Source organism: Arthrobacter sp. ISL-30, from assembly GCF_018613855.1.
In the GTDB taxonomy this organism is placed as follows: domain Bacteria; phylum Actinomycetota; class Actinomycetes; order Actinomycetales; family Micrococcaceae; genus Arthrobacter.
This window is the reverse complement of the sequence record NZ_JAGGPK010000003.1, coordinates 174759-201337: the sequence shown is the minus strand read 5'-3', so window position 1 is coordinate 201337 and position 26579 is coordinate 174759. Positions and strand designations below refer to the sequence as shown.

The following is a 26579-nucleotide window of genomic DNA, read 5'->3' as shown; positions in this document are numbered from 1 at the left end:
CCGTGGGCCCTAAAAAAGCGCCCGGAGAACTAAGCGCACGTAACTAAAGCACGGAAATTGCACGGTCGGTGGGAGCCACCGGTGCCGGGAGGATGGTGTTGCCCATAAGGAACTTGTCTACGGCGGCAGCGGCGGCACGCCCCTCGGCGATGGCCCACACGATCAGCGACTGACCGCGGCCGGCGTCACCGGCGACGAACACGCCTTCAGTGTTGGTCATGTAGTAGCCGTCGCGCGCAACATTGCCGCGAGCGTCGAACTCAGCGTTGACCTGCTCCGTGATTCCGGCCGGCTCGGCGCCCGTGAAGCCCAACGAAAGGAACACGAGGTCGGCGGGAATGACCCGCTCAGTGCCCGCCTTCGGGAGGCGCTTGCCGTCGACGAATTCGGTCTCCGCCACCTTGACGCCGGTGAGCTTGCCGTTTTCTCCGACAAATTCAACGGTGGAGGCAAGGTAGGTACGTTCGCCGCCCTCTTCATGGGCGCTGGCAACCTCGAACAGGGTCGGGAACGTCGGCCAGGGCTGGTGTGCCGCACGCTCGACCGGCGGCTGCTTGCCGATGGCGAGTGTGGTCACCGAGGCGGCCTGGTGGCGGTGCGCGGTGCCGAGGCAGTCGGCACCGGTGTCACCGCCGCCGAGGATCACAACATGCTTGCCTCGTGCGTCGATCTGGTTCTCCACGGTCTCGCCGGCCACCACGCGGTTGGCAGGGACCAGGTAGTCCATCGCGAAGTGGATGCCCTCAAGGTCCCGGCCGGGGATGGGAAGGTCGCGCGGAACGGTGGCGCCGGTGGCGATCACGACGGCGTCGTACCGGCGGCGCAGCTGCTCCCAGGTCACGTCGGTTCCAACGGCGACGCCGGTCCGGAAGCGGGTGCCCTCGGCTTTCATCTGCTCGAGGCGGCGGTCGACCTGTTCCTTCTCCATCTTAAAGTCGGGGATGCCGTAACGCAGGAGGCCGCCGATCTTGTCATCGCGCTCGTAAACGGCCACGGTGTGGCCGACCCGGGTGAGCTGCTGTGCCGCGGCGAGGCCGGCAGGACCCGAACCGACGACGGCGACCGTCTTGCCGGTGAGGCGGGCCGGAGGCAGGGGGTGCACCCAGCCGTTATCGAAAGCGTTGTCGATGATGGAGACCTCGACCTGCTTGATGGTCACGGCGGGCTGGTTGATCCCCAGCACGCAGGATGCCTCGCAGGGTGCCGGGCAAAGGCGACCCGTCCACTCGGGGAAATTGTTGGTGGCGTGAAGCCGCTCGATGGCTTCTTCACCCTTGTCCCGCCAGATGAGGTCGTTCCACTCGGGAATGAGGTTGCCCAGGGGGCAGCCCTGATGGCAGAACGGAACACCGCAGTCCATGCAGCGGCCAGCCTGGCTCTTCAGGACACCTTTTTCCTGTGCCTCGTAGACTTCCTTCCAGTCCATGATGCGGACCGGAACGGGGCGGCGTGGCTGCGTCTCGCGCTGCCGTACTTTCAGAAAGCCGCGTGGGTCAGCCACCGGTTACCTCCAGGATTCGGGACCATACTTCTTCACCATCAGGGTCAAGGCCCTCTTCGATGGCGTCGAGACGGGTTTGCAGTACGGCCGCGTAATCGCGCGGCAGCACCTTGGTAAAGCGGGCCGCGGTGTCATCGAAGTTCTCGAGCAGACGGCCGGCAAGGACGGATTCGGTTTCCTCGACATGCTTGACGAGCAGGCCGTGCACGATGTCGCGGTCTTCCGCGTCAAGCTCCAGGAGCTGGAGCTCGCCCGATTCGAGGGCTTCCTTGTTGACGCGTTCCGGCTGGAGGTCCAGCACATACGCGGTTCCACCGGACATGCCGGCACCAAAGTTGCGACCCGTGCGTCCGATGATGAGCGTCTGGCCGCCGGTCATGTACTCGCAACCGTGGTCGCCAATGCCTTCGACGACGGCGGTGGCACCGGAGTTGCGCACGAGGAACCGTTCGCCCACCTGGCCGCGCAGGAACATCTCGCCACTCGTGGCGCCGTAGCCGATCACGTTGCCGGCAATCACGTTGCGTTCGGCCTGGAACAGGTTGGTGCGATCCGGGCGGACGATGATCCGGCCACCCGAAAGGCCCTTGCCGACGTAGTCGTTGGAGTCGCCGTACATGCGCAGGGTGATGCCTGCAGGCAGGAAAGCGCCGAGGGACTGGCCGGCGGTGCCCCTGAGGGTGATGTCGATAGTGTCGGTGGCCAGCACGTCGGTGCCGAAGGTCTTGGTGACGACGTGGCCAAGCATGGTGCCCACGGACCGGTCCGTGTTGATGACGTCCACCGAGATCTTCACTGGCGAACGATCGCTCAGGGCCTCTGCAGCCATGCCGATCAGGCGCTGGTCGAAGTGCTTGTCGAGCTCATGGTTCTGGCCAGTCAGGTTGCGCAGCGGCACGTCGTCGTCGAACTCGAGGCCGTGCAGGATCGGATCCAGGTCCAGTCCTTCTGCCTTCCAGTGGTCAATGGCTTCACGGGTGTCGAGCACCTCGGCGTGGCCGATTGCCTCTTCAAGGCTCCGGAAACCAAGTTCGGCGAGGATCTCGCGGACTTCCTCCGCCAGGAACTCGAAGAAGTTGACCACGAATTCGGGCTTGCCGTTGAAGCGGGACCGAAGCTCGGGGTTCTGCGTGGCGACACCTACGGGGCAGGTGTCGAGGTGGCAGACGCGCATCATGATGCAGCCGGAAACCACCAGCGGCGCGGTTGCGAAACCGTACTCTTCGCCGCCAAGCAGGGCGGCAATAACGACGTCGCGGCCGGTCTTGAGCTGGCCGTCCACCTGGACCACAACGCGGTCGCGCAGGCCGTTGAGCATCAGGGTCTGCTGGGTCTCGGCAAGGCCGAGCTCCCATGGGACACCGGCGTGCTTGAGCGAGTTGAGCGGCGAGGCGCCGGTACCGCCGTCGTGGCCGGAAACCAGCACGACGTCGGCCTTCGCCTTGGTGACGCCGGACGCCACGGTGCCGATGCCGACCTCGGACACCAGCTTCACGTGGACTCGTGCCGAGGGGTTCGCGCGCTTGGCATCGTAGATGAGCTGCGCGAGGTCTTCGATCGAGTAGATGTCGTGGTGCGGCGGCGGGGAGATCAGTCCGACGCCGGGCGTCGAGTGGCGGGTTCGGGCAACCCACGGGTAGACCTTCTGCGCCATCAGCTGGCCGCCCTCGCCGGGCTTGGCGCCCTGGGCCATCTTGATCTGGATGTCCTCGGCGTTGCTCAGGTAGAGGCTGGTCACGCCGAAGCGGCCGGATGCGATCTGCTTGATGGCGGAGCGGCGCTCCGGATCGAGCAGGCGGTCGACGTCCTCGCCGCCCTCACCGGTATTGGACTTTGCGCCCAGCCGGTTCATGGCGATGGCGAGGGTTTCGTGGGCTTCCTTGGAGATGGAGCCATAGCTCATGGCACCGGTGGAGAAGCGCTTTACGATCGAGGAAACCGGCTCGACTTCCTCGAGGGGGACGGCGGGGCGGACGCCGCTCTTGAACTTGAGGAGCCCGCGCAGTGTCATCAGGTTCTGCGACTGGTCGTCAACGCCCCTGGTGTAGGACTTGAAGATGTCATAGCGGCGTTCGCGGGTGGCGTGCTGCAGCCGGAACACGGTCTCCGGGTTGAACAGGTGCGGCTCGCCGTCGCGGCGCCACTGGTATTCGCCGCCGCCGAGCAGCGGGCGGTGCGGCTGCTCGATGCCGTCTTCCGGGTAGGCCATTTCGTGGCGTGCCTTCACTTCGGCCGCGATCACGTCCAGCCCGACGCCGCCCAGCTGGGAGTGCGTGCCGGAGAAGAATTCGTCCACGAGTTCCTGGGACAGGCCCAGTGCCTCAAAAGTCTGGGCTCCGCAGTAGGAGGCCACGGTGGAGATGCCCATCTTGGACATGATCTTCAGGACGCCCTTGCCGAGGCCCTTGATCAGGTTGTAGACGCCGTCCTCAGGGGTGACGCCCGTGACGTCCCCGGCAGCGATGAGCCGCTCCACGGACTCCATGGCCAGGTACGGGTTGACGGCGGACGCGCCGAAGCCGACCAGGACGGCAACGTGGTGCGTCTCGCGGACATCGCCGGCCTCGACCACGAGGGCGGTCTTGGTGCGGTTGGCGCTGCGCAGAAGGTGATGGTGTACGGCGCTGACCAGCAGGAGCGACGGGATCGGGGCCCACTGGGCGTTCGAGTCACGGTCCGAGAGGACGATGTACTGCACGCCGCGGTTGATGGCACCGGAAACCTGCTCGCAGATTTCGGTCAGGCGTGCACGCAGTGCCGCTTCGCCGCCGTCGGGACGATAGAGGCCGCGGACCTTCATGGCAACTTTATCGCCGTCGGCGTTCTCAATGTTGGCGATCTTGGCGAGCTGGTCGTTGTTGATCACCGGGAACGGCAGCGACACCTGGGGCTGGCGGACCTGCTTGGCGTCCAAGAGGTTGCCATTGGGGCCGATGGCGCACTTGAGCGAGGTGACAAGTTCTTCGCGGATAGCGTCCAGCGGCGGATTGGTCACCTGCGCGAACGACTGCACGAAGTAGTCGAACAGGAGGCGCGGGCGCTTGGAGAGCACGGCAACGGGAGTGTCCGAACCCATGGCGCCGAGGGGCTCGGCACCGGTGCGGGCCATGGGACCGAGCAGGATCTTCAATTCCTCGGTGGTGTAGCCGAAGGTGCGCTGGCGGATGTTCACGGAGGCGGCGGTGTGCACAACGTGCTCGCGCTCGGGGAGGTCGTTCAGGTCGATCAGGTTGTCCTTGACCCACTCCGCCCACGGGTTGGCGGCGGCCACCTCAGCCTTGACCTCGGCGTCGTCAATGATGCGGCCGGCATCGGTGTCCACGAGGAACATCTTGCCCGGGGAGACGCGGCCCTTCTTGACCACGTTGGAGGGCTCGACGTCGATGACGCCCACCTCGGAGGCGAAGACGATCAGGCCGTCCTCAGTGATCCAGTAGCGTCCCGGGCGCAGGCCGTTGCGGTCCAGCGTTGCGCCGACGAGGTTGCCATCCGAGAAGGAAACGGCTGCGGGACCGTCCCAGGGCTCCATAAGCATGGAGTGGTACTCGTAGAACGCCCGGCGGGCGGGGTCCATGGTCGCATGGTTTTCCCAGGCCTCCGGGATCATCATCATGATCGAGTGCGTGATGGGGCGGCCGGAGAGCCAAAGGAGCTCGGCAACTTCATCGAAGGAAGCAGAGTCGGAGGCACCGGGGGTGCAGATGGGGTACAGCTCTTCAGGAGTGTCGCCAAGCAGCGGGTTGGCCAACTGCGACTGGCGGGCGCGCATCCAGTTCCGGTTGCCCTTGACGGTGTTAATTTCACCGTTGTGGGCGATGGTGCGGAACGGCTGGGCCAGCGGCCAGGACGGGAAGGTGTTCGTGGAGAAGCGCGAGTGGACTATCGCCAGCTTGGTCTTAAACCGCTTGTCCGAGAGATCCGGGTAGAACGGCTCCAGCTGGGCAGTCGTGAGCATGCCCTTGTAGACGATAGTGCGCGAGGACAGGGACGGGAAGTAGACCCCGTACTTGTTCTGGGCACGCTTGCGGATCCGCCAGGCACGGGAGTCGAGCTCGTTGCGGTCCAGGGTCTCACCGTTGACGGTGGCAAAGAACGGCTGCGAGAAGTAGGGCATGCAGGCGCGGGCCATAGCTCCAACGAGGTCAGCCACCACCGGAACCTCGCGCCAGCCCAGGACGGTCAGTCCCTCATCGGCGGCCAGGCTTTCGATCCCGGCCTTCGCCGCTGAGGATTCGCGTTCTTCGGCCGGCAGGAAGGCTGTTCCAACGACGTACTGGCCGGGGGCCGGCAGCTCGAACTCCGTGACTGCCCGGAAGAACTCGTCCGGGACCTGCATGAGGAGGCCGGCGCCGTCTCCGGTGCCTTCATCGGCGCCCACGGCACCGCGGTGTTCAAGGTTGCGGAGGGCGGTGAGTGCCGCGTCCACAATGTCGTACCCGGGCTCGCCGCGGAGGGTGGCGATGATGGCCAGGCCGCAGGCGTCCTTCTCCTTCTCGGGGTTGTACAGCCCACGGGCCTCCGGGAGCGCAGCGAAACGCTTGAACGGCGACAGGGCACCCTCGGGCTGGTTCGTTTCGGACCAGCTGGAGCCTTGAAGAGTTTGGGTCATTGGAGACGTCCTTCCTCCTGATCGTGCGTATGGAAGGGACAACGTTGGCCCCACCTTGCCTGCCGTGTGATGGGCATAACAAAGCGCTAGTACTTGGAAATTGTAGGCCAGCAGGCAGGCACGAACGAAGAGTTACGCATGCCACTGACCCAGGCTTGACCGGGGAGCAGCTGTGTGCTCCGTCCGGGGCTGCCCGGTTGCCACGACGCTGTGGAGGCGGGCCTTCCGAGCGGTAACTCTGGTGCCCTCTTGCCGGGGCCGGTTACTTGGTGCCGCCGGCTTCCGACGCGGTGCCAGGGGCTTTGTTGCCGGACGTCCCGGCAGCCGTGGATTCCGCATCAGGCTTGCTGCCGTGACCGGGTTCCGTGGCCGCTTCGGATGAGCCGGTTACGTGACCTGGACCGCTTTGGTTATCTGGGAGATTACCACGCGAACCACTATCCGAGACAGCCGGGTCCGAATCACGGACTGTGTCCATTGTCACCTTGCTTGTCGCGCTGCCCGTCCCCTCCCCCAGGTGTTTCGGAGCATGGTCAGCAGTGGACGTTGGCATCTTGGATGAGTCGTCGCCGGTGGTTTTCCCCTCCGCGAAGTCCTCTTCAACATTGGAGTCCTCTTCGACATCTTCGGCCCCGGATATAACGTCGCCTTCTGCCTGCGCAGGTTCCTTCCCGGGAAGGTACGGCGTATCCGGCTGCGGGCGTCCACGGCGGGCGAGCACATTGAACATGGCCAGGGCGGCGACAAAGACGAAAATGCTGGTCCACACGTTGAGGCGGGTGGTGACACCGAAGAACGTGATGAGTTCGGCGTCGTCGATCCGGAGTGCTTCGATCCAGACGCGTCCCAGCGTGTAGTACATGGCGTAGAGCCAGAAGAGCCGGCCCCGGCGGAAGTTGAACCGGCGGTCAAGGACCAGCAGGAGGGCGACGCCGGCCAGGTTCCACAGTGATTCGTAGAGGAACGTCGGGTGGAACAGCGTGTCCGCGGGCGTGCCGGCGGGGAAGTTCGGGTTGGAGGGATCGATCTGGAGTCCCCAAGGAAGCGTGGTGGGAGCCCCGAAGAGTTCCTGGTTGAACCAGTTTCCCCAGCGTCCGATCGCCTGCGCCAGCAGGAGTCCGGGAGCCGCTGCGTCAAGGAAGGCAGTCAGCTTCACGCCGGCCCGCCGACAGCCGATCCAGGCACCGACGGCGCCAAGGACAACTGCGCCCCAGATGCCAAGGCCGCCCCGCTGGATCTGCGGAATGAGCCCCAAATCGCCGGTGCCGTCGAAACCGGGTCCGAAGTAGGGATCCGGTGACGAGAACACGTGGTACAGGCGCCCGCCGATGATGCCGAATGGAATTGCCCAAATAGCGATATCCCACAGGCTGCCTTCGGGAGTGCCCCTGCGCTTCCAGCGGACCGACGTCAGCCAGAGTCCGACGATGATGCCCGCGAGAATGCACAGGGCGTACGCATGGATGCGCAGTGTCCCCCACGGCAGCGGAATATCGAATCCGGACCAGGAGGGACTCGGGATGCTCAGCGGAGCAAGGGCTGCGGCGTGGAGGATCGTCTGCATTGGCTAGAATTCTTCCTTTTCGGCGGGGACCGTTGACGCGGCGACCCCGGATCCGCTCAATTCTGCGCGGCTCAGGCCGGAACTGAGGTCCCTGGTGAGCTGGCCGACCGCCTCGACGCCGCCGTCGCGAATCGCGGCAACGAGGGCCGTACCGACGATGACCCCGTCGGCGTAGGCCGCGATTTCGCGTACGTGGCTGGCGTTCGAGACGCCGAGACCCACGCAGACCCGCTCGGCACCGGCGGCGTGGGCATCGGCCACGAGCTTTTCGGCGCTGCTGCTGACTGCCTGGCGTGCACCGGTGACGCCCATGATGGAAACCGCGTAGACAAAGCCGCGGCTGGCGGCAACCGTCATGGCTAGCCGCTCCGGGCTCGACGACGGGGCCACCAGGAAGACCCGGTCCAGTCCGTACTTGTCCGAGGCTTCAAACCACTCCGAGGCTTCGTCGGGGATCAGGTCGGGGGTGATAAGGCCCGCTCCCCCGGCTTCTGCCAGCCTGCGCGAGAATTCGTCCACCCCCATCCGCATGACGGGGTTCCAGTAGGTCATAACCAGCACGGCGGCGTCGGTGGCGGCGGTGATGCCGGCAACGACGTCGAACACGCTGGCTACGTGAAAGCCCTTGGCGATGGCCTCTGTGGTGGCGGCCTGGATGACAGGGCCATCCATGACCGGGTCCGAGTAGGGAATGCCGATCTCGATGAGGTCCGCGCCGTTGCGTGCCATGGCAATACCGGCGTCGATGGTCGCCTGGACGTCCGGGTACCCTGCGGGAAGGTAACCGATGAGGGCGGCGCGGCCTTCCGCCTTGGCACGGTCGATGGCAGCAGCGGACTTGCTGGGAATCTGTTCAGTCATCAGTTCTGGTCCTCGCTGGTCTGGGCTTTGACGTCCGCGTTGGGATCGGCGTTGACGTCGGCAAACGTGCCCGCACCTTTCGGCTTACGGGTGGACAGCGTGGTGCCCTTGACGTTGCCGTCCTCGTCCAGCATGTCGAACCACTCAGCTGCGGTCTGCACGTCCTTGTCGCCGCGCCCGGAGAGGTTCACGATGACTATGGTGTGAGCCGGGTTCTCCTTGCCTTCAACCAGCCGCTGGCCCACCTTCAGTGCACCGGCGAGGGCATGGGAGGATTCGATGGCCGGGATGATGCCCTCGGTGCGACAAAGCAGCCGAAACGCGTCCATGGCCTCGGCGTCGGTGATCGGCTCGTAGGTGACCCGACCGATGTCCGCAAGGTAGGAGTGCTCCGGGCCCACGCCAGGGTAGTCCAGGCCTGCAGAGATGGAGTGGGATTCGATGGTCTGGCCGTCTTCGTCCTGCATGAGGTAGGAGCGTGCGCCGTGAAGCACGCCCGGGCGGCCCAGCGTGATGGTGGCCGCGTGGCGGCCAGTCTCCACGCCGTCGCCGCCGGCCTCGAAGCCGTAGATTTTCACTGAGGGGTCATCCAGGAAGCCGTGGAAGATGCCGATGGCGTTAGAGCCGCCGCCGATGCAGGCACAGACGGCATCAGGCAACCGCCCGGTCTGCTCCAGGATCTGCGCACGCGCTTCCTCACCGATGACCTCGTGGAAGAACCGCACCATGGCGGGGAAGGGGTGGGCGCCGGCAGCGGTGCCCAGCAGGTAGTGGGTGTTTTCCACGTTGGCTACCCAGTCGCGCAGGGCGTCGTTAATGGCGTCCTTGAGTGTCTGTGAGCCGTTGGTCACGGGCACCACTGTGGCTCCCAGGAGCTGCATCCGGGCCACGTTCAGGGCCTGCCGGCGGCAGTCCTCCGCTCCCATGTAGACCACGCACTCGAGGCCGAGGAGGGCGGCGGCAGTAGCGCTGGCCACGCCGTGCTGCCCTGCGCCGGTCTCTGCGATCACACGGGTCTTGCCCATGCGCTTGGCGAGCAGCGCCTGGCCGAGCACGTTGTTGATCTTGTGCGACCCCGTGTGGTTGAGGTCTTCGCGCTTGAGGAAGATCCTCGCCCCGCCGGCATACGCGGAAAAGCGCTTGGCCTCGGTCAGGAGCGAGGGCCGGCCCGAGTAGTTCTTGTTCAGCTCGCTCAACTGGGCCAGGAATTCGGGATCGGCCTTGGCCTTGTCGAACGTGTCCTCCAGCTCGTCCAAAGCAGCGATGAGTGACTCGGGCATCCAGCGGCCGCCGTAGCTGCCGAAGTACGGCCCGGGGGCGTGGCGCAAGGTGGTGCCTCCCTGCAGGAATGCGTCAGCGGCATTCTCATTCGAGCCGGCTGTTGGCGCGTCCACCATCAGTGTCACCGTCCTGTTCCAGTTGTTCGTAGAAGTTTTACGGGCGCCCCAGGGCAGCAGCAGGAAACGGCGCGGACGCCGTCCTGTTCAGTTCCTGACGGCTATGGCGGCAGCGCCTGCTGCCTTGAATTCGCTGATGCGTTCGCGTGGAGTGGCGTCGCTGACAAGGGCCTCGCCCACGAGGATCGCGTTGGCGCCGCTCGCGGCGTAGTGGGCGACGTCGTCGGCTCCTCGGACGCCTGATTCGGCGACGATCACTGCCTCGCGGGGAATCCCGCCTGCCAGGGAGGCAAACAGTGAGCGGTCGACGTCGAGCGTCTTCAGGTTGCGCACATTCACGCCAATGATGTGTGCCTCCGCAGCGACAGCCCGCTCGATCTCTTCGGGCGTGTGGGTCTCCACGAGCACGTTCATGCCGAGGTCGCGACTCAGCTGGCTGAATTCGACCAGTTGGGCGTCGGTGAGGGCTGCGACAATCAGCAGGATCAGGTCCGCTCCGTGAGCTCGGGCTTCCCAGATCTGGTATTCGTCGACCGTGAAGTCCTTGCGCAGCAAGGGAATGTCGACGGCGGCACGTACGGCGTCGAGATCCGCCAGCGTTCCGTTGAAGCGCCGCTGCTCAGTGAGCACGCTGATGACGGAAGCGCCGCCGTCGGCGTACTGCATTGCCAGGGAGGCGGGGTCGGCGATGCTGGCCAGGTTTCCCTTGGACGGGCTGCGCCGCTTGATCTCGGCAATGACCTTCAGGTCCTCACGACTGGCGGACGGGCCGCCCAGCGCTGCCCAGGCGTCGCGGGCAGGAGGAGCAGCGAGTGCCCGCTCCTTCAGCTGAGCCAGCGATACCAGCGCCCGGCGTGCGTCCATATCCTCCTTGACACCAACGATGATGTCATCCAGGACTGTCACCTTCAGTGGCCGGTGTTCTTCAGCTTGCTGCCGCCGACGCCGTAACCGGCCTTGCGCATGGCCCAGCCCGCGATGAGGCCGAGGACCATAACCACTGCTCCGCCGATGAAGATGGGGGTGCTTGCGATGACGAAGGCAATGGAGGAAATCAGTGCGCCGACCAGCATGACGATGACGCACGTCCAGGCCGCCGGGCTGTTGCCGTGGCCGAGTTCAGCGCCGTGGGTGGCGGGATCTGACGTCAAGGCCTTGGCGGCGGACACAGTGGATTTGCTCATGATGAATCTCCTCAGGATGAATACTGCTTACATTCTGCCATTTATTGCAGGCGCAACAGACATCGCACCTGCGACATCGCACTTGCCGTGCGCTAGGTGGGGTCCTCGCCCCTCGTGAGGCTGTCCCAGCTGCCGATCTCGTCCACGGGACCAGCCGAGCCCTTCGCGACTGGCCCTGCCTTCGCATCGTATTTGCTGCGGGCCTTCCAGTAGCGCCCGGCGGGGATGGCCAGCAGCCCGGAGAGCGCAAGGAGCACGGCTGAAATGATGGCGAGCACTGGGAAGAAAGTGGCAACGGCCTGGGCCTGTCCGCCGCTGACTCCGGTGGCGCCGGCAATGCTTCCCTGGGCTGCGGACAGCGGATCAGCCAGGACGGTGGCAGCGGCAGCAACGATGCCCGTGGCCGCCAGGACGATGATGGCCGCAATGATCCACCGGCCGATCCTGCCTGCAATCGAGGCTGCCAGGCCCCCTGCGAGAGCAACCAGCGCGAGGGCCGTCACCGTCGTCGCAGCCTTGCTGCCTTGGACGGGAAGGTCGCTGCTGGCCGCGGCGGCCGGGTCCAGGCGCACGTCAATCCAGCTTTGCGTGGTGGTCCCAAAGACCGCCAGGGCCAGCAGGACCGTCAGCAGCACGACCGAGGACTTGCGAGCCCACACCGGAGTCCGGGGGCTGCGGCTGGCTGCAACGACCTCGGATCCCCCGGCCGCGGCCGGGGCACGCTCCGGAACGCCATTCCCCTGTCCGGTCACCGCGCATCCGCCACGCCGTCGACGTCGTCACTTGCCGCGGTGGACTCGGCGACTGGCAGGGTGTCGGCTGTGATGTTCCGCAGCGAACCCGCCGTGTGAACGGCACGCAGGGGTGCGGCAGCCTTGTTCACGGTTTCGAGGGCCTCGGACGGCTTGTGGGAGTCGGCAACAATGCCGCCGCCTGCCTGGACGTACGCCCGGCCCTCCCGGAGCAGGGCGGAACGGATCGCGATTGCCATGTCCATGTCTCCGGCGAAGTCGAGGTAGCCCACAACACCGCCGTAGATACCCCGGCGGTGGGGTTCGAGTTCGTCGAGGAGGCTCAGGGCACGGGGCTTGGGCGCACCGGACAGCGTTCCCGCCGGGAACGTGGCCTTGAGGACGTCATAAGCCTTTGCCGTGGGCGCGAGCTTGCCCACCACGGTGGACACGATATGCATGATGTGGCTAAAACGCTCTACTTCCATGAACTGGGTAACGTCGACCGATCCCGCGACACACACCTTCGAGAGGTCGTTGCGGGACAGGTCCACCAGCATGAGGTGTTCGGCGCGTTCCTTCTGGTCGGCGAGCAGTTCCTCCGCGAGGGCCTTGTCTGCCTCCACGGTCTTGCCGCGGGGACGCGAACCGGCAATCGGATGGGTGATGACCTCCCCGCCGGTTACGGTGACGAGGGCCTCGGGGGAAGACCCCACGATTGAATAGCCGCGGCCATAGGCATCTTCTAGGCTGAAGATGTACATGTACGGGCTGGGGTTCGAGTTTCGCAGCACCCGGTAGACGTCCAAGGGGTCCGCGGCACATTCCATCTCGAAGCGCCGGGAGATCACCACCTGGAAGACTTCGCCGTCGACGATCGCTTCCTTGCCCCGGTCGATCGCCTTGAGGTACTCCTGCTCCTCCCAGCGCTCCTGGACACTGGACGCGAAGTCGAGGGCAGCAGGCTCAAGCACGGACACCGGCTGTTGGACCGGGGTGCTGATGCCGTCCAGCAGTGCCTTGACCCGCGCGACGGCGTCATGCCACGCCTCGTCGACCCGCTCGGAGCTGTTGTCGAAGTTGATGGCGTTGGCAATCAGCAGGACCGTACCGTCGACGTTGTCATGGACGGCCATGTCCGTGACAAGGTTCAGCGCCAGTTCGGGAAGCTGGAGGTCGTCCTCCGGAGGACTGACCAGTTTTTCCCAGTGACGAACCGATTCCCAGCCGATGAATCCGACCAGGCCGGAGGTGAAGGGCGGGAGGTCGTCGAAGCGGTCCGTCTGGAGCGCCGCGACGGTATCCCGCACGGCTTCGACCGGGTTGCCTCCTACGGGCACTCCCACCGGCGGCTCGCCGATCCAGTGTGCCTGGCCATCCTTGGTGGTGAGGGTGGCACGTGAACGCGCGCCGATAAACGAATAGCGCGACCAGGTTCCGCCCACGGCGGCGGACTCCATCAGGAACGTGCCGGGCTGTCCCTGGGCCAGCTTTCGGTACAGGCCGATGGGCGTTTCCGCATCGGCTAGCACCTTGAGGCGAACCGGGATGACCCGGCTGTGCGCGGCGAGTTCACGGAACTCCTCCAGGCCCGGGCTGATGACTCCAAGGTCCTGCATGGCTATTGTTTTCCGCCTTTTCCCGTGTTGTGCGTGGTCAATGATAATTAGCCGGGGACTTCAGTCCCGGGAGCCCTCGACGACGGCGAAGCTGCGGTCGTCGAAGCAGGTCCGGGTCCCGGTGTGGCAGGCTGCCCCCACCTGGTCGACCTGGACCAGCAGGGCGTCGCCGTCGCAGTCCACTGCAACCGACTTAACCCATTGGACGTGGCCGGAAGTGTCCCCTTTGCGCCAATACTCCTGGCGTGAGCGTGAATAGAACGTCACCCGGCCGGTGGTCATGGTGCGGTGGAGGGCTTCGTCGTCCATCCAGCCGAGCATCAGGACCTCATGGGTGTTGTACTGCTGGATGATGGCGGCCACGAGTCCGGCGGCATCACGCTTCAAGGCACCGGCAAGTTCCTTGGGAAGGGGGCTTCCGGGCGCGCCGGCAGGGTCCATTACAGGAGCGGGGGCGGGGGCAGACTGCTCAGACATCAGGTCAAGTCTAGTGCCTGTCGGGGGTGCGACATTCTGCGGCGGTTCCAGTGCGCAACCCGGCCCGTCTCATGCTACTTTCACAAGTGATGCATTTCGTCGATCCGTCCCGTGAAGTCCTGGCTGAAACCCTCCTGGCAGCCGGCCCTGACTCTCCCACGCTCTGTGAGGGGTGGCTGACGCGGGATCTGGCCGCGCACCTGTTCCTTCGCGAACGCAAGGCGGCCGTTGGCCTGGGCCTGCTGATCAAGGGATTGGCCAAGGCTTCGGACAAGGCCACCGCCAAACTGGCCGCGAAGCTCAAGACGACGGAAGACTACGCCAACCTCGTGAAGGCGTTCCGTGCCGGTCCGCCGGCGTTGTCCCCCTTGAGGATCAAGGCGCTGGACGAGTCATCGAACCTGATTGAGTACTTTGTCCATACTGAGGATGTCCGCAGGGCTGTGGATCGCTGGGCCCCGCGCGCCCTCGACGAAGCCTATTCCGACGCCCTGTGGGACGACCTCATCAAGAGGGCTGCGATCCTGTACCGCGGAGTGGATCTCGGCATTGTCCTGGTCCGCCCGTCCGGTCCCCGGCATGTGGCCAAACGGGCACCCGTTTCCGTGGCCATCGTTGGCGAACCGGGTGAACTGCTCATGCACGCGCACGGCCGTACCCGCCATGCCCTCGTAACATTCGAGGGCCAGCCGGACGCCGTCGCACTCCTGCAGTCCGCCGAAGTGGGCCTCTAACCAAAAAACGCGACCTAGCGGACTTCGAAGCCCGCCTCGCGGATTGCTGTCTTTACCTGGGCCATCATGTCGTCAGGACCCCAGTGGAAAACGGACGCTGCCAGGACGGCGTCGGCACCCGCTACTACTGCCGGCGGGAAGTGCGCGGGCTCCCCGGCGCCGCCCGAGGCGATGATCGGAATGTTCACGGCGGCACGAACCAGCCTGATCAGTTCGAGGTCGAAGCCGTCTTTGGTGCCGTCGGCGTCGATCGAGTTCAGCAGGATTTCCCCCACTCCACGGTCGGCAGCTTCCTTTGCCCAGGCGACGGCGTCGATCCCTGTTCCCTGCCGCCCGCCGTGGGTGGTGACTTCGAAACCCGACGACGTTGGCTCCGAACCGGGGCGGGTGCGGCGGGCGTCGACGGAGAGCACCAGGACCTGGGAGCCGAAGTGACGGGTAATTTCGTCGATGACGTCCGGCCGGGCTACCGCGGCGGTGTTGATGGCCGCCTTGTCCGCACCGAAGCGCAGCAGCTTGTCCACTTCCGCGACGCCGCGCACGCCTCCGCCCACAGTCAGGGGGATGAACACCTCCTCCGCGGTGCGGCGGACGACGTCGAACGTGGTCTCGCGGTTGCCGGAGGAGGCCGTGACGTCCAGGAACGTCAGCTCGTCCGCCCCGGCCTTGTCGTAGCGGTGCGCAAGCTCAACCGGATCGCCGGCGTCCCGGAGGCCTTCGAAATTGATGCCTTTGACAACGCGGCCGGCGTCGACATCCAGGCAGGGGATGACGCGTACGGCGACAGCCATTGCTTCTCCTAAAACTGAAAGGGTAAGGGACGAGGAAGGTTTAGATGCGGCAGGCGTGGATGCTGCTCACAAGGATGGCCCGCGCACCGAGGTCGTAGAGCTCGTCCATGATCCTGTTGGTTTCCTTCTTCGGCACCATCGAACGGACGGCAACCCAGTCAGAATCGCGCAGCGGGGATACGGTGGGTGACTCGAGCCCCGGCGTCAATGCGGCGGCATCCTCGACGAGCTCCTTGCGGATGTCGTAGTCCATCAGCACGTACTGCCGTGCGACGAGCACACCTTGGAGGCGACGGATCAGGACTTCCGTTGCGGGGTTGCTTTCGCCCTTGCGGCCAATGAGCACGGATTCGGAACGGAGGATGGGCTCTCCGAAGATTTCCATGCCGGCGGCCTTGAGGGTGTTGCCCGTTTCCACGACGTCGGCGATGGCATCGGCGACGCCGAGGCGAACCGAGGACTCCACGGCGCCGTCCAGCCTGACGACGCGGGCGTTGATGCCGCGTTCCGCCAGGTAGCCGCGCAGGAGGCCGTCGTAGCTGGTGGCGAGGCGCTTTCCTTCCAGCTGGTCCACGCCGCTGAAGTTGCCCACAGGCCCGGCGAAGCGGAAGGTGGAGGCGGCGAAGCCGAGCGGAAGCAGTTCCTCTGCCTCGACCTCCGCATCCAGTAGCAGGTCGCGGCCGGTGATGCCGACGTCGAGCGTTCCCTGCCCAACATAGACGGCGATGTCACGCGGGCGGAGGAAGAAGAATTCAATGTCGTTGTCGGGATCCACCATGACCAGCTCGCGGTTATCGCGACGCTGGCGGTAACCCGCCTCGGATAGCATCGCAGAGGCGGCTTCTGACAGGGATCCCTTGTTCGGGACGGCTACTCGCAGCATTTTGGGGTCTTTCCTTGGTTAACGTCGTTGGTCGGGCACAGGGCCGAAATGAGCACAGGGCCGAAATGAGCACAGGGCCACGCAGGGGCTCCTGCCCGGAATTTCGGGAGCAGCGGAAGCTGCTGCCGATTGGGGCGGAGTGGCGTGGCTACAGATGCTTGTAGACGTCTTCCAGGCTGAGTCCCTTGGCCAGCATGAGGACCTGCAGGTGGTAGAGCAGCTGGGAGATTTCTTCGGCCGCGGCCTGGTCGGACTCATACTCTGCAGCCATCCATACTTCGGCTGCTTCCTCCACGACTTTCTTGCCAATGCCGTGGATTCCGGACTCCAATTCGGCGACGGTGCGGGAGCCTGCCGGGCGCGTGGCTGCCTTCTCACTCAGTTCTGCGAACAGCGTCTCGAAATTCTTCACGCCCTCAAGAGTACTTGCTTGGAGCGAGGGGCCGCTCGTTGGCCCGTTGCGTGACGGCGGGGATGTGAGCGAAGGCACAGTCATGGCCTCCGGACACGATCCCCGCCGCCACGGTGGGGTCCTGGGGTACGGCTTGGAACTACCGGTACTGCTTGAGGGTGACGGCGGTCGCCAGGGCCGCGGTCACGGCCTCGTGGCCCTTGTCCTCTGAGGAGCCTTCAAGGCCTGCCCTATCGAGACCCTGCTGTTCCGTGTCGCAGGTCAGGACTCCGAAGCCGACGGGGACTCCGGTGCGGACGCTGACGTCGGTGAGGCCCGACGTCGCTGCCTGGCAGACATAGTCAAAGTGCGGCGTGCCGCCGCGGATGACGACTCCAAGCGCAACAACTGCGTCAAAGTGCGGCGCGAGCCGTGCGGCCGCGACGGGAAGCTCAAAGCTTCCGGGAACACGAAGGACCGTGGGCTCGGCGATGCCGGCCTCCTTGGCCGCCCTCAGCGCGCCGTCCAGGAGGCCGTCCATGATCTGGGTGTGCCAGCTGGCAGCCACAATGGCCAGCTTGAGCCGTGAGGTTTCCTCCGGGTTGAGGGTGGTCAGGTCGATAGTGGGGGCGCCGTGTCCGCTCATGTGATTTCTTTGGTCCGTTCAGTCTTGTTCGTGTTCGTAGCTTGCTGAGGTGTCAAAAACGTCGAAGGTGCCCGTGGCTGCCCGCTGTGTGTCGAGCGTCAGCAGGTGGTCCATTCGGTCCTTCTTGGTCTGCAGGTAGCGGATGTTCTGTTCGCGCGAGGGAACCTCCGTGGGAACCATCTCAACAACCGCGACGCCGGCCTGTGCCAGCCTGTTCTGCTTGTCCGGGTTGTTGCTCAGGAGCCGCACCCGGCGCATCCCCATCTGGGCAAGGATCTGGCCGGCAGCGTGGTAGGACCGGGCGTCCACCGGGAGGCCGAGCTGCTCGTTGGCCTCCACTGTGTCAAAGCCCGCTTCCTGGAGGGCGTATGCCTTGATCTTGTTCGCAAGCCCGATCCCTCGGCCTTCCTGGCCGCGCAGGTACAGCAGCGTACCGCCCTCCTCCTGGATGAGCTCCAGGGCGTAGGCCAACTGCTCGCCGCAATCGCAGCGATACGATCCAAACACATCTCCGGTGAGGCATTCCGAGTGCAGCCGTACCAGTGGCGCTATACCGTCCAGTGGCGGGGTGGGCGAGCTTACCGCCAGGTGCTCTACCCCCGTGACGTGATCAGTCCAGGCCTGGGCAATGAAATCACCGAAGGCAGTGGGAAGCTGGACGATGGGCCCGCCGCTCACTGGATGGGGTTTGCCGCCCAGGGTGCGGCCGTCGTGGTTCGGGGATGCGCTCATCGTTTCTCCTCTTCTGCTGCCATTCCTGCCGCTAGTTGTCCGCGCTCCCCCGCTTCGAGGTAGGCGACCAGGTCCTCTATGGAAATCAAAGGGCACTCATGTTCCGCGGCGAAAACCCGGAGACTCTCCAGGCGCATCATTTCGCCGTTGTCATGCACCAGCTCTGCGATCACGCCGACCGGGGCCAGGCCGGCAAGCCGACACAGATCCACGGCGGCCTCCGTGTGGCCCGGACGCTCACGCACTCCCCCCTTAACGGCACGGAGGGGAAATATATGCCCGGGCCGGGTGATTGAAGCCGGGGTACTGGTCGGATCCGCGAGAATCCGCGCCGTCAAGGCCCGGTCCGTCGCCGAAATTCCGGTGCTGACGCCCACCGCCGCATCGCAGGACACCGTGTAGGCGGTGCCTTTGGAATCTTCGTTGATCTCCACCATGGGCGGCAGGACCAGGGCATCTGCCCGTTCGCCCTCCAGCGGGACGCAGATGACTCCCGAGCTGTAGCGGATCGTCCAGCCCATCAGCTCGGGGGTGGCGTGCTGGGCCGCGAAAATGATGTCGCCTTCGTTCTCGCGGTCTTCGTTGTCTACTACAAGAACTGGTCGGCCGGCGGCGAGGGCAGCCACTGCCGTTTCCACCGAATCGAGCCCGGATGTACGTGTCGGCGAGCTTAACGCATGGAGCGCTGCATCGGACCCCGTAGAAGCGAGTGCCGCCGTCGTCCATGTCTTGACGCTCATTTGGCACCTCCTGCAGTGGACACGACGGGGTCGCTCTCAACCGCGGTGTGGGACATTGCCGGCGCGAAAGCCAGCAGCCGTTCCGTGTACTTCGCCAACACGTCTACCTCCAGGTTGACCCTGCCGCCAACCGGCTTGGCACCCAAACCCGTTTCCTCCAGCGTGGTGGGGATGAGCCCCACCTCGAACCAGGGTTCCGGCTCGGCCGCCGGGCTGACGGCAGTCACGGTCAGCGATACGCCGTCGACGGCGATCGAGCCCTTCTCGGCGATGTAGCGTGCCAGCCCGGCCGGCACTCCGAACCGCAGGCGGTCCCAGTTGCCCAGGGCCTCCCTCTCCAGGAGGCTCCCGACGCCGTCCACATGGCCTTGGACAACATGGCCGTCCAGCCTTCCGCCAGCTGGCACGCAGCGCTCAAGGTTGACTGGATCACCGGGGCCAAGCTCGCCGATGGTGGTGCGGACAAGGGTCTCACCCATGACGTCCACGTTGAATTCCTTGCCGGCGATGGCGGTCGCCGTAAGGCACACGCCGTTCACGGCGATGGAACCGCCCAGCGGAAGCCCCTCAGTGGTGCCGGGGGCCTGCAGGCGAAGTGTCGCGCTTGATCCGCCGTCATGTTCAATGGACAGGACCTTGCCCTGTTCGGCAACGATTCCGGTAAACATCAGAGTCCTCCTTTTCCGGATGCCGGCACTTCCAGGCGCGCCTCCGGAGTCTGTTCGGGTGAAGAAGGGCGGGTATCCCCGCCGGGCTGTAAGTGGAGCCGGAGATCCCGGCCAAGCATTTGCACGGCTCCCCCGCCGGCGTCGTCCCACGACCACTGCTGGGCATCGGTGAGCGTCCCGATCCCCAGGTCGCAGAGCGCCGGAGTGCCGGAGCCCAGAAGCGTGGGTGCGAGGTAGACGACGAGCTCGTCGACGAGTCCCGCTGCGAGGAAAGCGCTGAGGATCCTCGATCCGCCCTCGACCATGACGTGCCTGACGCCTTTCGCGAAGAGCAGTCCAAGCGCTTCGGCAGGTTCCCGGGTGGGAAGGTGCGCGAATAATCCGTCGCTCCCCCTGACCGCGGCATCCTCCGGAACGTTCCGAAGGCCCATCACGGCCCGTAGCGGCTGCTTCCCGGCCGCGTTGCCGTTGGCGTCGCGCGCGGTCAGCCGCGGGTCGTCCACCAGCACGGTTTCCGTGCCTACGAGGATGGCGTCGATGCGCCCGCGAATGCCGTGGTTGTCCGCGAGGGACTCAGGACTGGAAATCCACTGGCTCGTGCCGTCGACAGCAGCGATCCGGCTGTCGATGGTCTGGGCGATGTGCAGGGTCACGAAGGGCCTCTTGTCCTCCACAGCGCGGAACCACTGCCGGTTCAGGGCGAATGCCTCCTCGGCTGACAGCCCGGAGACCACCGCGACGCCGGCGTTCCGGAGCGTGCGCGCGCCCCCGGCCGCTGGATCATGGGGATCGTCGACGGCGTAAATCACCTTCGCAATGCCGGCTTCAATGATGGCGAGTGCGCAGGGACCGGTCCGTCCGACATGGTTGCAGGGCTCGAGCGTGACGACCATCGTTGAGCCGGCCAGGTCTATGCCCTGCCTCCTGGCCTGGGCGATCGCATCCGCCTCGGCATGGGCAGTGCCGGCTCCCCTGTGGTAGCCGGTCACCAACTGCGAACCATCAGCTCCGACGACGACGGCTCCCACCAGCGGGTTCGCTCCTCGGGGGCCGTTGAGCGCGGCGGCCAGGGCGAGCTCCATAGCGGCGGTCTCGTCGCTGCTGAAGACCGTGGTGACGGCCCGCTGTGTAGTGACTGTCGGCTGTTCAGTCTTGGGCTTGGTGGCGGGGATGGTCATGCGGCCACCGCTAACAGAGCGCTAGCCGGGACCGCGGCGAACCGTATCGGGCCGGTGCGGCGCATGCCGCCGAAGGGACCCTGGGGTCCGAAAATATTGCCGGGCACTTCGTGAAATGTAAGCGCAGACCTGCCAAAAGGGGTCTGTGCTTCGAAGAGCCATCGCAGAAAGTTCAATGCCGTTCCTTCCTCGAAAACCGCGATGGCTCCGGGGGTGTACGACAGAATGCCGGGCGCTACGAGGCGCCGAGCATGACTGTACGTGCTTCTCCCATCCAGACTTTAACTGTCGGTACCGGAATTCCACCGGTTCAACCATTCGCCAATTCCTGTCCAAAGGACAGGTGCCGACTCGTGGGTCGCGGACTATAACCGCCGGTTCGGACTTACACCGACCCCGGAGCACGTATTGTGTGTTGCTATTCTGACACAACCCGGCGGTCCGCCGGCCTATTCCCTGTCACGGTCGTCAGAAACCGAAATATCTCTCGGGGAAACCGAGTGGGATTATCGCATGGGCAAGGCCAGGCGATCAGAGCGACCCTGCGGCGCGGAGCCGGTCAATCGCTGCTGCAGGATCGGGGTGGCCGTACACCGCCGAACCGGCCACAAAGACGTTGGCCCCTGCCTCAGCTGCACGCACGATCGTTTCCTCCGTGATGCCACCATCAACCTGGATGGCGACGCCGATTCCGGAGCCGTCAATGGCGGCACGGGCGCGGCGGATCTTCGGGAGCGTCACGTCAAGGAATGCTTGGCCGCCGAAGCCCGGCTCCACGGTCATGACCAGGAGCATGTCCAGTTCGCCCAGCATGTCCAGGTACGGTTCCACGGGGGTCGCCGGCCGCAAGGCCATTCCAGCCTTGGAACCCCGCGCCCGCAGCTCCCGCGCCAGCTTGACCGGAGCGATCGCCGCCTCGGCATGGAAAGTCACCGACGCAAGACCGGCGTCGGCGAAGGCAGGGGCCCAGCGATCGGCGTCGGAGATCATGAGGTGGGCGTCCAGAGGCACCGGGCTCACGGCCTGGATGCGTTCCACGACGGGCAGTCCGAGGGTCAGGTTTGGCACGAAGTGGTTGTCCATAACATCCACATGAACTGCATCGGCATTGCTGATTCTCTTCAACTCGGCTTCAAGGTTCACGAAGTCGGCCGAAAGGATGCTCGGGTTGATGCAGCACTGCGACATAGATTCTCCAAAGGACAGTTTGGTAGGGGAAGGTTATTTGGGGCTCTACGGAGCCGGAGTTACTGGTTCTTGCGGATGAGTGCCATAAACATTGCGTCGGTTCGGTGCACGTGCGGCCACAATTGGGCAGTCTTTTCGTGACCGGCGCCCAGGCTTCCCGTGAGGCTGACGGCATCGAGGGCGGCCCCGGCGTCGATTAGCTCGAGGTCCCCACGTTTGCCCAGGACGTCGTCCACCACAGCGTTGGTTTCGGCAGGATGCGGCGAGCACGTTACGTAGGCGACCACCCCGCCGGGCCGTACGGCGTCAATGGCCGACGTGAGCAACTCCCGCTGGAGCGGTCCCAGGTCCGCGAGGTCCTGGGGGGAACGGCGCCACCGGGACTCGGGGCGCCGGCGAAGGGCGCCGAGGCCGGTGCAAGGGACATCGACAAGGACGCGGTCAAAGGTTCCCGGCTGCTCGGCACCCAGGTCCCGGCCATCACCGGTACGGACGGACCAGGCAGATTCAGGTACGGCCCCGAGGGCCTGCCGGACCAGACGGGCCCGGTGCGGAGCCGGTTCGTTGGCCAGGAGGGTGGCACCCCGTTCATTGGCAAGGGCAGCCAACAGGGCGGCCTTGCCGCCTGGGCCGGCGCAAAGATCGAGCCACTTCTCGCTCGATCCCCCGGCTGGCCCGGAGTCCCCGGCTGGTTCGGAGCCAAGGGGCACTGCCGCCACAGCCCGTGCCACAAGCTGCGAGCCCACATCCTGGATGCGGGTAGTGCCACCGCGGACGGACTCAAGCCTGCCCACATCACCGCCGCTTGACAAGGCGGACCCTTCGACGAGCTCCCCCGGCGTCGCTCCGTTCTCGAAGGCCTCATCAAGGCTCCCCAGGCCAGGGAGGGCCACGAGGTTGACTACGGGAGCAGCGTTGTCGGCCTCAAGGAGCTGGTCGATTTCCGAGGCGCCCCGTCCATGCATCACAAGCGACTGACGGAGCGCCCTGACAATCCAGTCCGGGTGCGCGTAGCGGACGGCCGCGATCCGGGTGGGATCGGTCTCCCCGTCCAGCAGCGTCTCGATCCACTCCGGAAGCGTTCGCGCGGCGACCCGGCGCAGCACGGCGTTGATGAGTGAGGAGGGGCCTGCGCCAATGACTGCCCGTGCCAGGCCTACCGTCTGGTCCAGCGCCGCATGGGCAGGGACGCGCATCGCCAGGAGCTGGTGCACTCCGATACGGAGAGCGTCGAGGATGGCAGGGTCCAACTGGTCAAGTGGGCGGTCAACGCATTCGGCCAGGATGGCGTCATAGGTTCCTTGACCCCTCAGCGCGCCGTAACTGAGCTCAGTGGCAAAGCCCGCATCTCTTTTGTCAAGCCTATGGTGCCGGATTCGGGCCGGCAGGACCAGGTTGGCATAGGCATCCTCCGAGGCAACTGCGCGCAGGACTTCGAAAGCGACCAGCCGGGCAGGATCCGCCCGGCGGGTACGTTGCGAAGGAGCGCTTGCCGTGAAGCCACGCTGGGCATTCCTGTTGCGTTCCCTCCCCTTTGAGTCCCGCCGACTGTCGCGGCGCTGCCCGCCCTGGTTGCGGCCTGCGTCGCTCATTCGAATACCACTCTTTCAACAGAAGCCAATCCACGGACCCAATCGGCCGGGGACATCATTTTCTTGCCTGCCGGCTGGATCCGTCCCAGCTCCAGGGCATGCGAACCAGTACCAACCAGCACGCTCTTTCCCGCCACCCGTACTTCGCCGGGATCCAGGTCCCGGATATCCGGGCGCATCGCAAGTGGCTCGAGCTTGACGCGCTGTCCCTCCAGCATGGTCCACGCTCCCGGTTCGGGGGTCACTCCGCGTGCGCGTCGATGCAGGGCCAGGGCAGGTTCGCGCCAGTCCAGCCTTCCGTCTTCAAGGGTGAGTTTCGGGGCGAGTGTAACCTCCCCCTGCTGCGGTTGCGGGGCCGCCTTGCCGGCGTCGATTGCGGCAAGGGTCTGGGTGAGCAACACGGCTCCGCTTCGCGACAGCCGCTCCAGCAGGTCACCGGAAGTATCCTCCTGCCTCACCGCCTCGGTCAGGGTGCCGTAGACGGGGCCGGTGTCCAGGCCTTCCTCAAGCTGGAAGGTCGCGGCGCCCGTGATGTCGTCCCCGGCGATGATGGAGCGCTGCACGGGAGCCGCGCCGCGCCACGCCGGCAGGAGGGAGAAGTGCAGGTTGATCCAGCCATGGGAGGGAATGGTGAGGGCCTCTTTGGGAATGAGGCCTCCGTAAGCCACTATGGCTGCTACGTCAGGCTTGACGTCGGCCAGCCTGCGGGTGACATCCGCGTCCACCTTTGTGGCATGGATGATAGCAATTCCCAGCTCGGCCGCCCGCGCGGCCACTGGCGAAGGCCTCAAGACCCGCTTGCGGCCAATGGGTGCGTCAGGGCGCGTAAGCACGGCAACGACGTCGAACCCGGCGTCGACGAGGGCATCCAGCGAGGGAACGGCGACCGAGGGAGTCCCTGCAAACAGAACCCTCATCCGGGCGTTCCAAAGCTGCCGCCACCGAAGCTCGATTCGACGTGCGCCGAGCGTTTGGCGGTGGTTTCGGCGGCAATGGAGCCATATTTTGCGTTGCGGATGGCGCGCAGGGCCGACTTGCGGTCATCGCCTTCCAGCCTGTCTGTGAAGAGGATGCCGTCAAGATGGTCCGTCTCATGCTGGAAACAGCGTGCCAGCATGCCTTCCGCCTCAACCACCACGGGGTTCCCCTGAAGATCCACTCCAGTGGCCCGGGTTGTCCTGAAGCGGCGGACGGGGAAGCCGAGGCCTGGAATGGACAGGCACCCTTCTACTTCGTCGGGCTGGAAATCGTCACTGTTCTCCAGCACCGGGTTGATGATGTGCCCCTCGACGCCGTCGATCCGGTACGTGAAGACGCGCTGGCTGACACCGACCTGGGGAGCGGCGAGGCCGGCACCGTCCACGTCCTCCATTGTCTCAGTCATATCCGCAACGAGTTTGGCGAGCTCCGGCCCGAAATCCTTCACGGGCTCGGCAACGGTGCGGAGCACCGGGTCGCCGATAATTCGGATGCTCAAGATGGCCATGTGCTGAATTTCCTCACGGTCGGCAGGTTTCGTTGGCTCCTGTGGAACCTAAGCCAGTTTAGTGGAGGCCGGATAAGGAGGCGGAGCGATCGGCAAGAGGGCGGAACCCGCAGCCAGGGAGTCCGCAGACATTTCCCACACCCTTTTGAGGGCGCAGAACTTCCACCAGTAGTGCTTCAATACTTCCGGATTTGCGCGTTCGGCCCGCACTTCCGTTTCCCCGATGGCCACCGCCAGCAGGATGGGCTCGACGCCGTACTTCCAGGCTTCCCACTCCCCCGCGACCGGATCCGCCAGGCTCTCCTCGGCCTTCATCCCCGCCACGAGCTGCATCACGACCTTGTTGTCGAGGCGTTTTACGGTGCCTTCGCGCGTTGTGCCTTTGGTTTTGTAGTCGATGAGGCAGACCCGGCCGTTGATCCTGGCCACAAGGTCCAGGGTTCCCGCATAACCGACGCTGTTGTTCCACACCGTGATTTCGGGGGCTAGCGGCTCAACCCTGAAAAGTTCCCACCATTCGTCGAAGCGGTTGGCAAAGGCCTCTTCACCGTTCGCGATCAGGTCCTCGCGGGTCTCCTTCATCCGGTGCGCCCGGCCCAGCGCTCGCAGGGCCACCTGCTCGCAGTAGTTGTGGACCCGGTCTCCTCTTCGCGCCGCCTCGTCCCGGTAAAGTTCCGCGGCCCTGGCCGCTTTATTCACGGCCTGGCGGACCCGGGCCGGGCTGCCCAGCAACTGCGGCAGTTCCGGGTCCTGGGCGAGGCTGTTGGCACCCATGTAACTGAACCAGCCGTCGAGCGTATGGGCCTGCTGTCCGATCACGGTGGTGATGGACGGCACGGAAAAGGCTTCAGAAGTGGACCTGGCATACATTCGCCCATATTCAGTGGCGTGGGCGAGCAGAGGATCAGTCATGGGAAAACTCTTTCACAAGGCACTGACAAATTGGTCAGGACCGAAATTGGTCAGGAAACTGCAAAGGCCCCCGATGCATCTCTGCGGATCGGGGGCCTTCCTGGTGGGCGATACTGGGTTCGAACCAGTGACCTCTTCGGTGTGAACGAAGCGCGCTACCACTGCGCCAATCGCCCATGCACAAGAAGACTAACCGACCCCGGCCAGAATTCAAAAAATTCCGGGCACACTAGTCAGCCACTGCGGCCGGCTGCAGGAAATTACAGGCCTGTAACTCTAAAAACCCGCGCCATTGCAAGGATCGGACCGTTCCTTCGGAATCAAGAAGGACGACGATTTGGAGTTTCTATCAACCTCCTATAGAGTTTTTACTCGTCGGAAAGCGACGCCGCGCCAGTGTTTGATACATGTAAAGGCAAGGCAGTCAATCCGGCAATGCGGACGTAGCTCAGCTGGTAGAGCACCACCTTGCCAAGGTGGATGTCGCGAGTTCGAATCTCGTCGTCCGCTCGCAGGACACTGTCACGGCAATACCCTCGAAAACCTTCGGGGCATTTGCTTACACGGTGGGTTGGCCGAGAGGCGAGGCAGCGGCCTGCAAAGCCGTACACACGGGTTCGAATCCCGTACCCACCTCGGTGAAAACCCAGGTACCGGTTAACGCCGGGCAGCAAGGGCGATTGGCGCAGCGGTAG

At 65.0% G+C, this 26579-nt stretch carries 24 protein-coding genes, 3 tRNA genes and 1 riboswitch; of the genes, 3 read left to right on the top strand and 24 right to left on the bottom strand.

Translation table 11 applies throughout. The features are described from left to right. Positions 1-43: 43 nt before the first annotated feature. The 10 genes from J7E82_RS01210 to hisI form a co-directional block, all read right to left on the bottom strand. Positions 44-1501 carry a glutamate synthase subunit beta gene (locus J7E82_RS01210; RefSeq protein ID WP_214859554.1) on the bottom strand — a complete coding sequence of 486 codons (1458 nt, stop codon included), beginning with the start codon at positions 1499-1501 and terminating at the stop codon, positions 44-46. Next, positions 1494-6110, bottom strand: coding sequence for a glutamate synthase large subunit (gltB, locus tag J7E82_RS01205; protein WP_214859552.1), 4617 nt, complete (start codon positions 6108-6110; stop codon positions 1494-1496). Before gltB ends, J7E82_RS01210 begins: the two co-directional genes overlap by 8 nt. A gap of 262 nt (positions 6111-6372) precedes the next feature. Next, positions 6373-7674, bottom strand: a complete 1302-nt coding sequence (lgt, locus tag J7E82_RS01200) for a prolipoprotein diacylglyceryl transferase (protein ID WP_214859546.1) — start codon at positions 7672-7674, stop codon at positions 6373-6375. Positions 7675-7677: 3 nt separating this feature from the next. Continuing rightward, a complete protein-coding gene (gene trpA / locus J7E82_RS01195) occupies positions 7678-8535 on the bottom strand; it encodes a tryptophan synthase subunit alpha (protein ID WP_214859544.1) in 858 nt (285 codons plus the stop codon). Then, positions 8535-9932 (bottom strand): tryptophan synthase subunit beta, encoded by a 1398-nt coding sequence (trpB, locus tag J7E82_RS01190; protein WP_251041299.1) that lies wholly within the window; start codon positions 9930-9932, stop codon positions 8535-8537. Before trpB ends, trpA begins: the two co-directional genes overlap by 1 nt. A gap of 87 nt (positions 9933-10019) precedes the next feature. Next, entirely contained in the window at positions 10020-10838 is an 819-nt protein-coding gene (gene trpC / locus J7E82_RS01185; RefSeq protein ID WP_214859542.1) for an indole-3-glycerol phosphate synthase TrpC, read from the bottom strand. A 2-nt stretch (positions 10839-10840) separates the two neighbouring features. After that, positions 10841-11116: an HGxxPAAW family protein gene (locus J7E82_RS01180; RefSeq protein ID WP_214859540.1), complete on the bottom strand. Its 276-nt coding sequence runs from the start codon at positions 11114-11116 to the stop codon at positions 10841-10843. Between the two features lie 92 nt (positions 11117-11208). Continuing rightward, entirely contained in the window at positions 11209-11868 is a 660-nt protein-coding gene (locus J7E82_RS01175) for a Trp biosynthesis-associated membrane protein (RefSeq protein ID WP_214859539.1), read from the bottom strand. Next, complete coding sequence (locus tag J7E82_RS01170; protein ID WP_214859538.1) at positions 11865-13466, bottom strand: anthranilate synthase component I; 1602 nt, start codon at positions 13464-13466, stop codon at positions 11865-11867. The genes J7E82_RS01175 and J7E82_RS01170 overlap by 4 nt, the downstream gene beginning before the upstream one ends. A gap of 60 nt (positions 13467-13526) precedes the next feature. Continuing rightward, positions 13527-13943, bottom strand: a complete 417-nt coding sequence (gene hisI, locus J7E82_RS01165) for a phosphoribosyl-AMP cyclohydrolase (RefSeq protein WP_214859537.1) — start codon at positions 13941-13943, stop codon at positions 13527-13529. Positions 13944-14032: 89 nt separating this feature from the next. On the opposite strand from hisI, the gene J7E82_RS01160 reads away from it, so the two are divergent. Further along, positions 14033-14677, top strand: a complete 645-nt coding sequence (locus tag J7E82_RS01160) for a TIGR03085 family metal-binding protein (protein ID WP_214859631.1) — start codon at positions 14033-14035, stop codon at positions 14675-14677. A 14-nt stretch (positions 14678-14691) separates the two neighbouring features. Here the strand turns inward: J7E82_RS01160 and hisF are convergent, their stop codons facing one another. The 14 genes from hisF to J7E82_RS01090 form a co-directional block, all read right to left on the bottom strand. Continuing rightward, complete coding sequence (hisF, locus tag J7E82_RS01155) at positions 14692-15468, bottom strand: imidazole glycerol phosphate synthase subunit HisF (protein ID WP_214859536.1); 777 nt, start codon at positions 15466-15468, stop codon at positions 14692-14694. Positions 15469-15508: 40 nt separating this feature from the next. After that, positions 15509-16351 carry an ATP phosphoribosyltransferase gene (gene hisG, locus J7E82_RS01150; RefSeq protein WP_214859535.1) on the bottom strand — a complete coding sequence of 281 codons (843 nt, stop codon included), beginning with the start codon at positions 16349-16351 and terminating at the stop codon, positions 15509-15511. 148 nt (positions 16352-16499) lie between these two features. Further along, on the bottom strand, positions 16500-16763 hold the full coding sequence (locus tag J7E82_RS01145; protein WP_214859534.1) for a phosphoribosyl-ATP diphosphatase: 264 nt from the start codon (positions 16761-16763) through the stop codon (positions 16500-16502). Positions 16764-16902: 139 nt separating this feature from the next. Further along, a complete protein-coding gene (gene ribH, locus J7E82_RS01140; protein WP_214859533.1) occupies positions 16903-17388 on the bottom strand; it encodes a 6,7-dimethyl-8-ribityllumazine synthase in 486 nt (161 codons plus the stop codon). An 18-nt stretch (positions 17389-17406) separates the two neighbouring features. Beyond that, on the bottom strand, positions 17407-18120 hold the full coding sequence (ribA, locus tag J7E82_RS01135) for a GTP cyclohydrolase II (RefSeq protein WP_214859531.1): 714 nt from the start codon (positions 18118-18120) through the stop codon (positions 17407-17409). Then, positions 18117-18860, bottom strand: coding sequence for a 3,4-dihydroxy-2-butanone-4-phosphate synthase (ribB, locus tag J7E82_RS01130; protein ID WP_214859529.1), 744 nt, complete (start codon positions 18858-18860; stop codon positions 18117-18119). Before ribB ends, ribA begins: the two co-directional genes overlap by 4 nt. Then, positions 18857-19528, bottom strand: a complete 672-nt coding sequence (locus J7E82_RS01125) for a riboflavin synthase (RefSeq protein WP_214859527.1) — start codon at positions 19526-19528, stop codon at positions 18857-18859. The genes ribB and J7E82_RS01125 overlap by 4 nt, the downstream gene beginning before the upstream one ends. Further along, positions 19528-20610 carry a bifunctional diaminohydroxyphosphoribosylaminopyrimidine deaminase/5-amino-6-(5-phosphoribosylamino)uracil reductase RibD gene (ribD, locus tag J7E82_RS01120; protein ID WP_251041296.1) on the bottom strand — a complete coding sequence of 361 codons (1083 nt, stop codon included), beginning with the start codon at positions 20608-20610 and terminating at the stop codon, positions 19528-19530. The genes J7E82_RS01125 and ribD overlap by 1 nt, the downstream gene beginning before the upstream one ends. Before the next feature lie 353 nt (positions 20611-20963). After that, positions 20964-21115, bottom strand: a riboswitch (FMN riboswitch). 122 nt (positions 21116-21237) lie between these two features. After that, entirely contained in the window at positions 21238-21894 is a 657-nt protein-coding gene (gene rpe, locus J7E82_RS01115) for a ribulose-phosphate 3-epimerase (protein WP_214859523.1), read from the bottom strand. A gap of 59 nt (positions 21895-21953) precedes the next feature. Continuing rightward, the gene (locus tag J7E82_RS01110) at positions 21954-23486 is read right to left on the bottom strand and encodes an RsmB/NOP family class I SAM-dependent RNA methyltransferase (protein WP_214859521.1); all 1533 of its coding nucleotides are present in this window, start codon (positions 23484-23486) and stop codon (positions 21954-21956) included. Beyond that, entirely contained in the window at positions 23483-24403 is a 921-nt protein-coding gene (gene fmt, locus J7E82_RS01105) for a methionyl-tRNA formyltransferase (RefSeq protein WP_214859519.1), read from the bottom strand. Before fmt ends, J7E82_RS01110 begins: the two co-directional genes overlap by 4 nt. Then, on the bottom strand, positions 24400-24972 hold the full coding sequence (gene def, locus J7E82_RS01100) for a peptide deformylase (RefSeq protein WP_214859517.1): 573 nt from the start codon (positions 24970-24972) through the stop codon (positions 24400-24402). Before def ends, fmt begins: the two co-directional genes overlap by 4 nt. A gap of 48 nt (positions 24973-25020) precedes the next feature. Next, positions 25021-25884, bottom strand: a complete 864-nt coding sequence (locus J7E82_RS01095; RefSeq protein WP_214859515.1) for a cytochrome — start codon at positions 25882-25884, stop codon at positions 25021-25023. A 101-nt stretch (positions 25885-25985) separates the two neighbouring features. Next, positions 25986-26060, bottom strand: a tRNA-Val gene (locus J7E82_RS01090). Positions 26061-26321: 261 nt separating this feature from the next. On the opposite strand from J7E82_RS01090, the gene J7E82_RS01085 reads away from it, so the two are divergent. Next, positions 26322-26394, top strand: a tRNA-Gly gene (locus tag J7E82_RS01085). Positions 26395-26449: 55 nt separating this feature from the next. After that, a tRNA-Cys gene (locus J7E82_RS01080) sits at positions 26450-26520 on the top strand. Positions 26521-26579 lie beyond the last annotated feature (59 nt).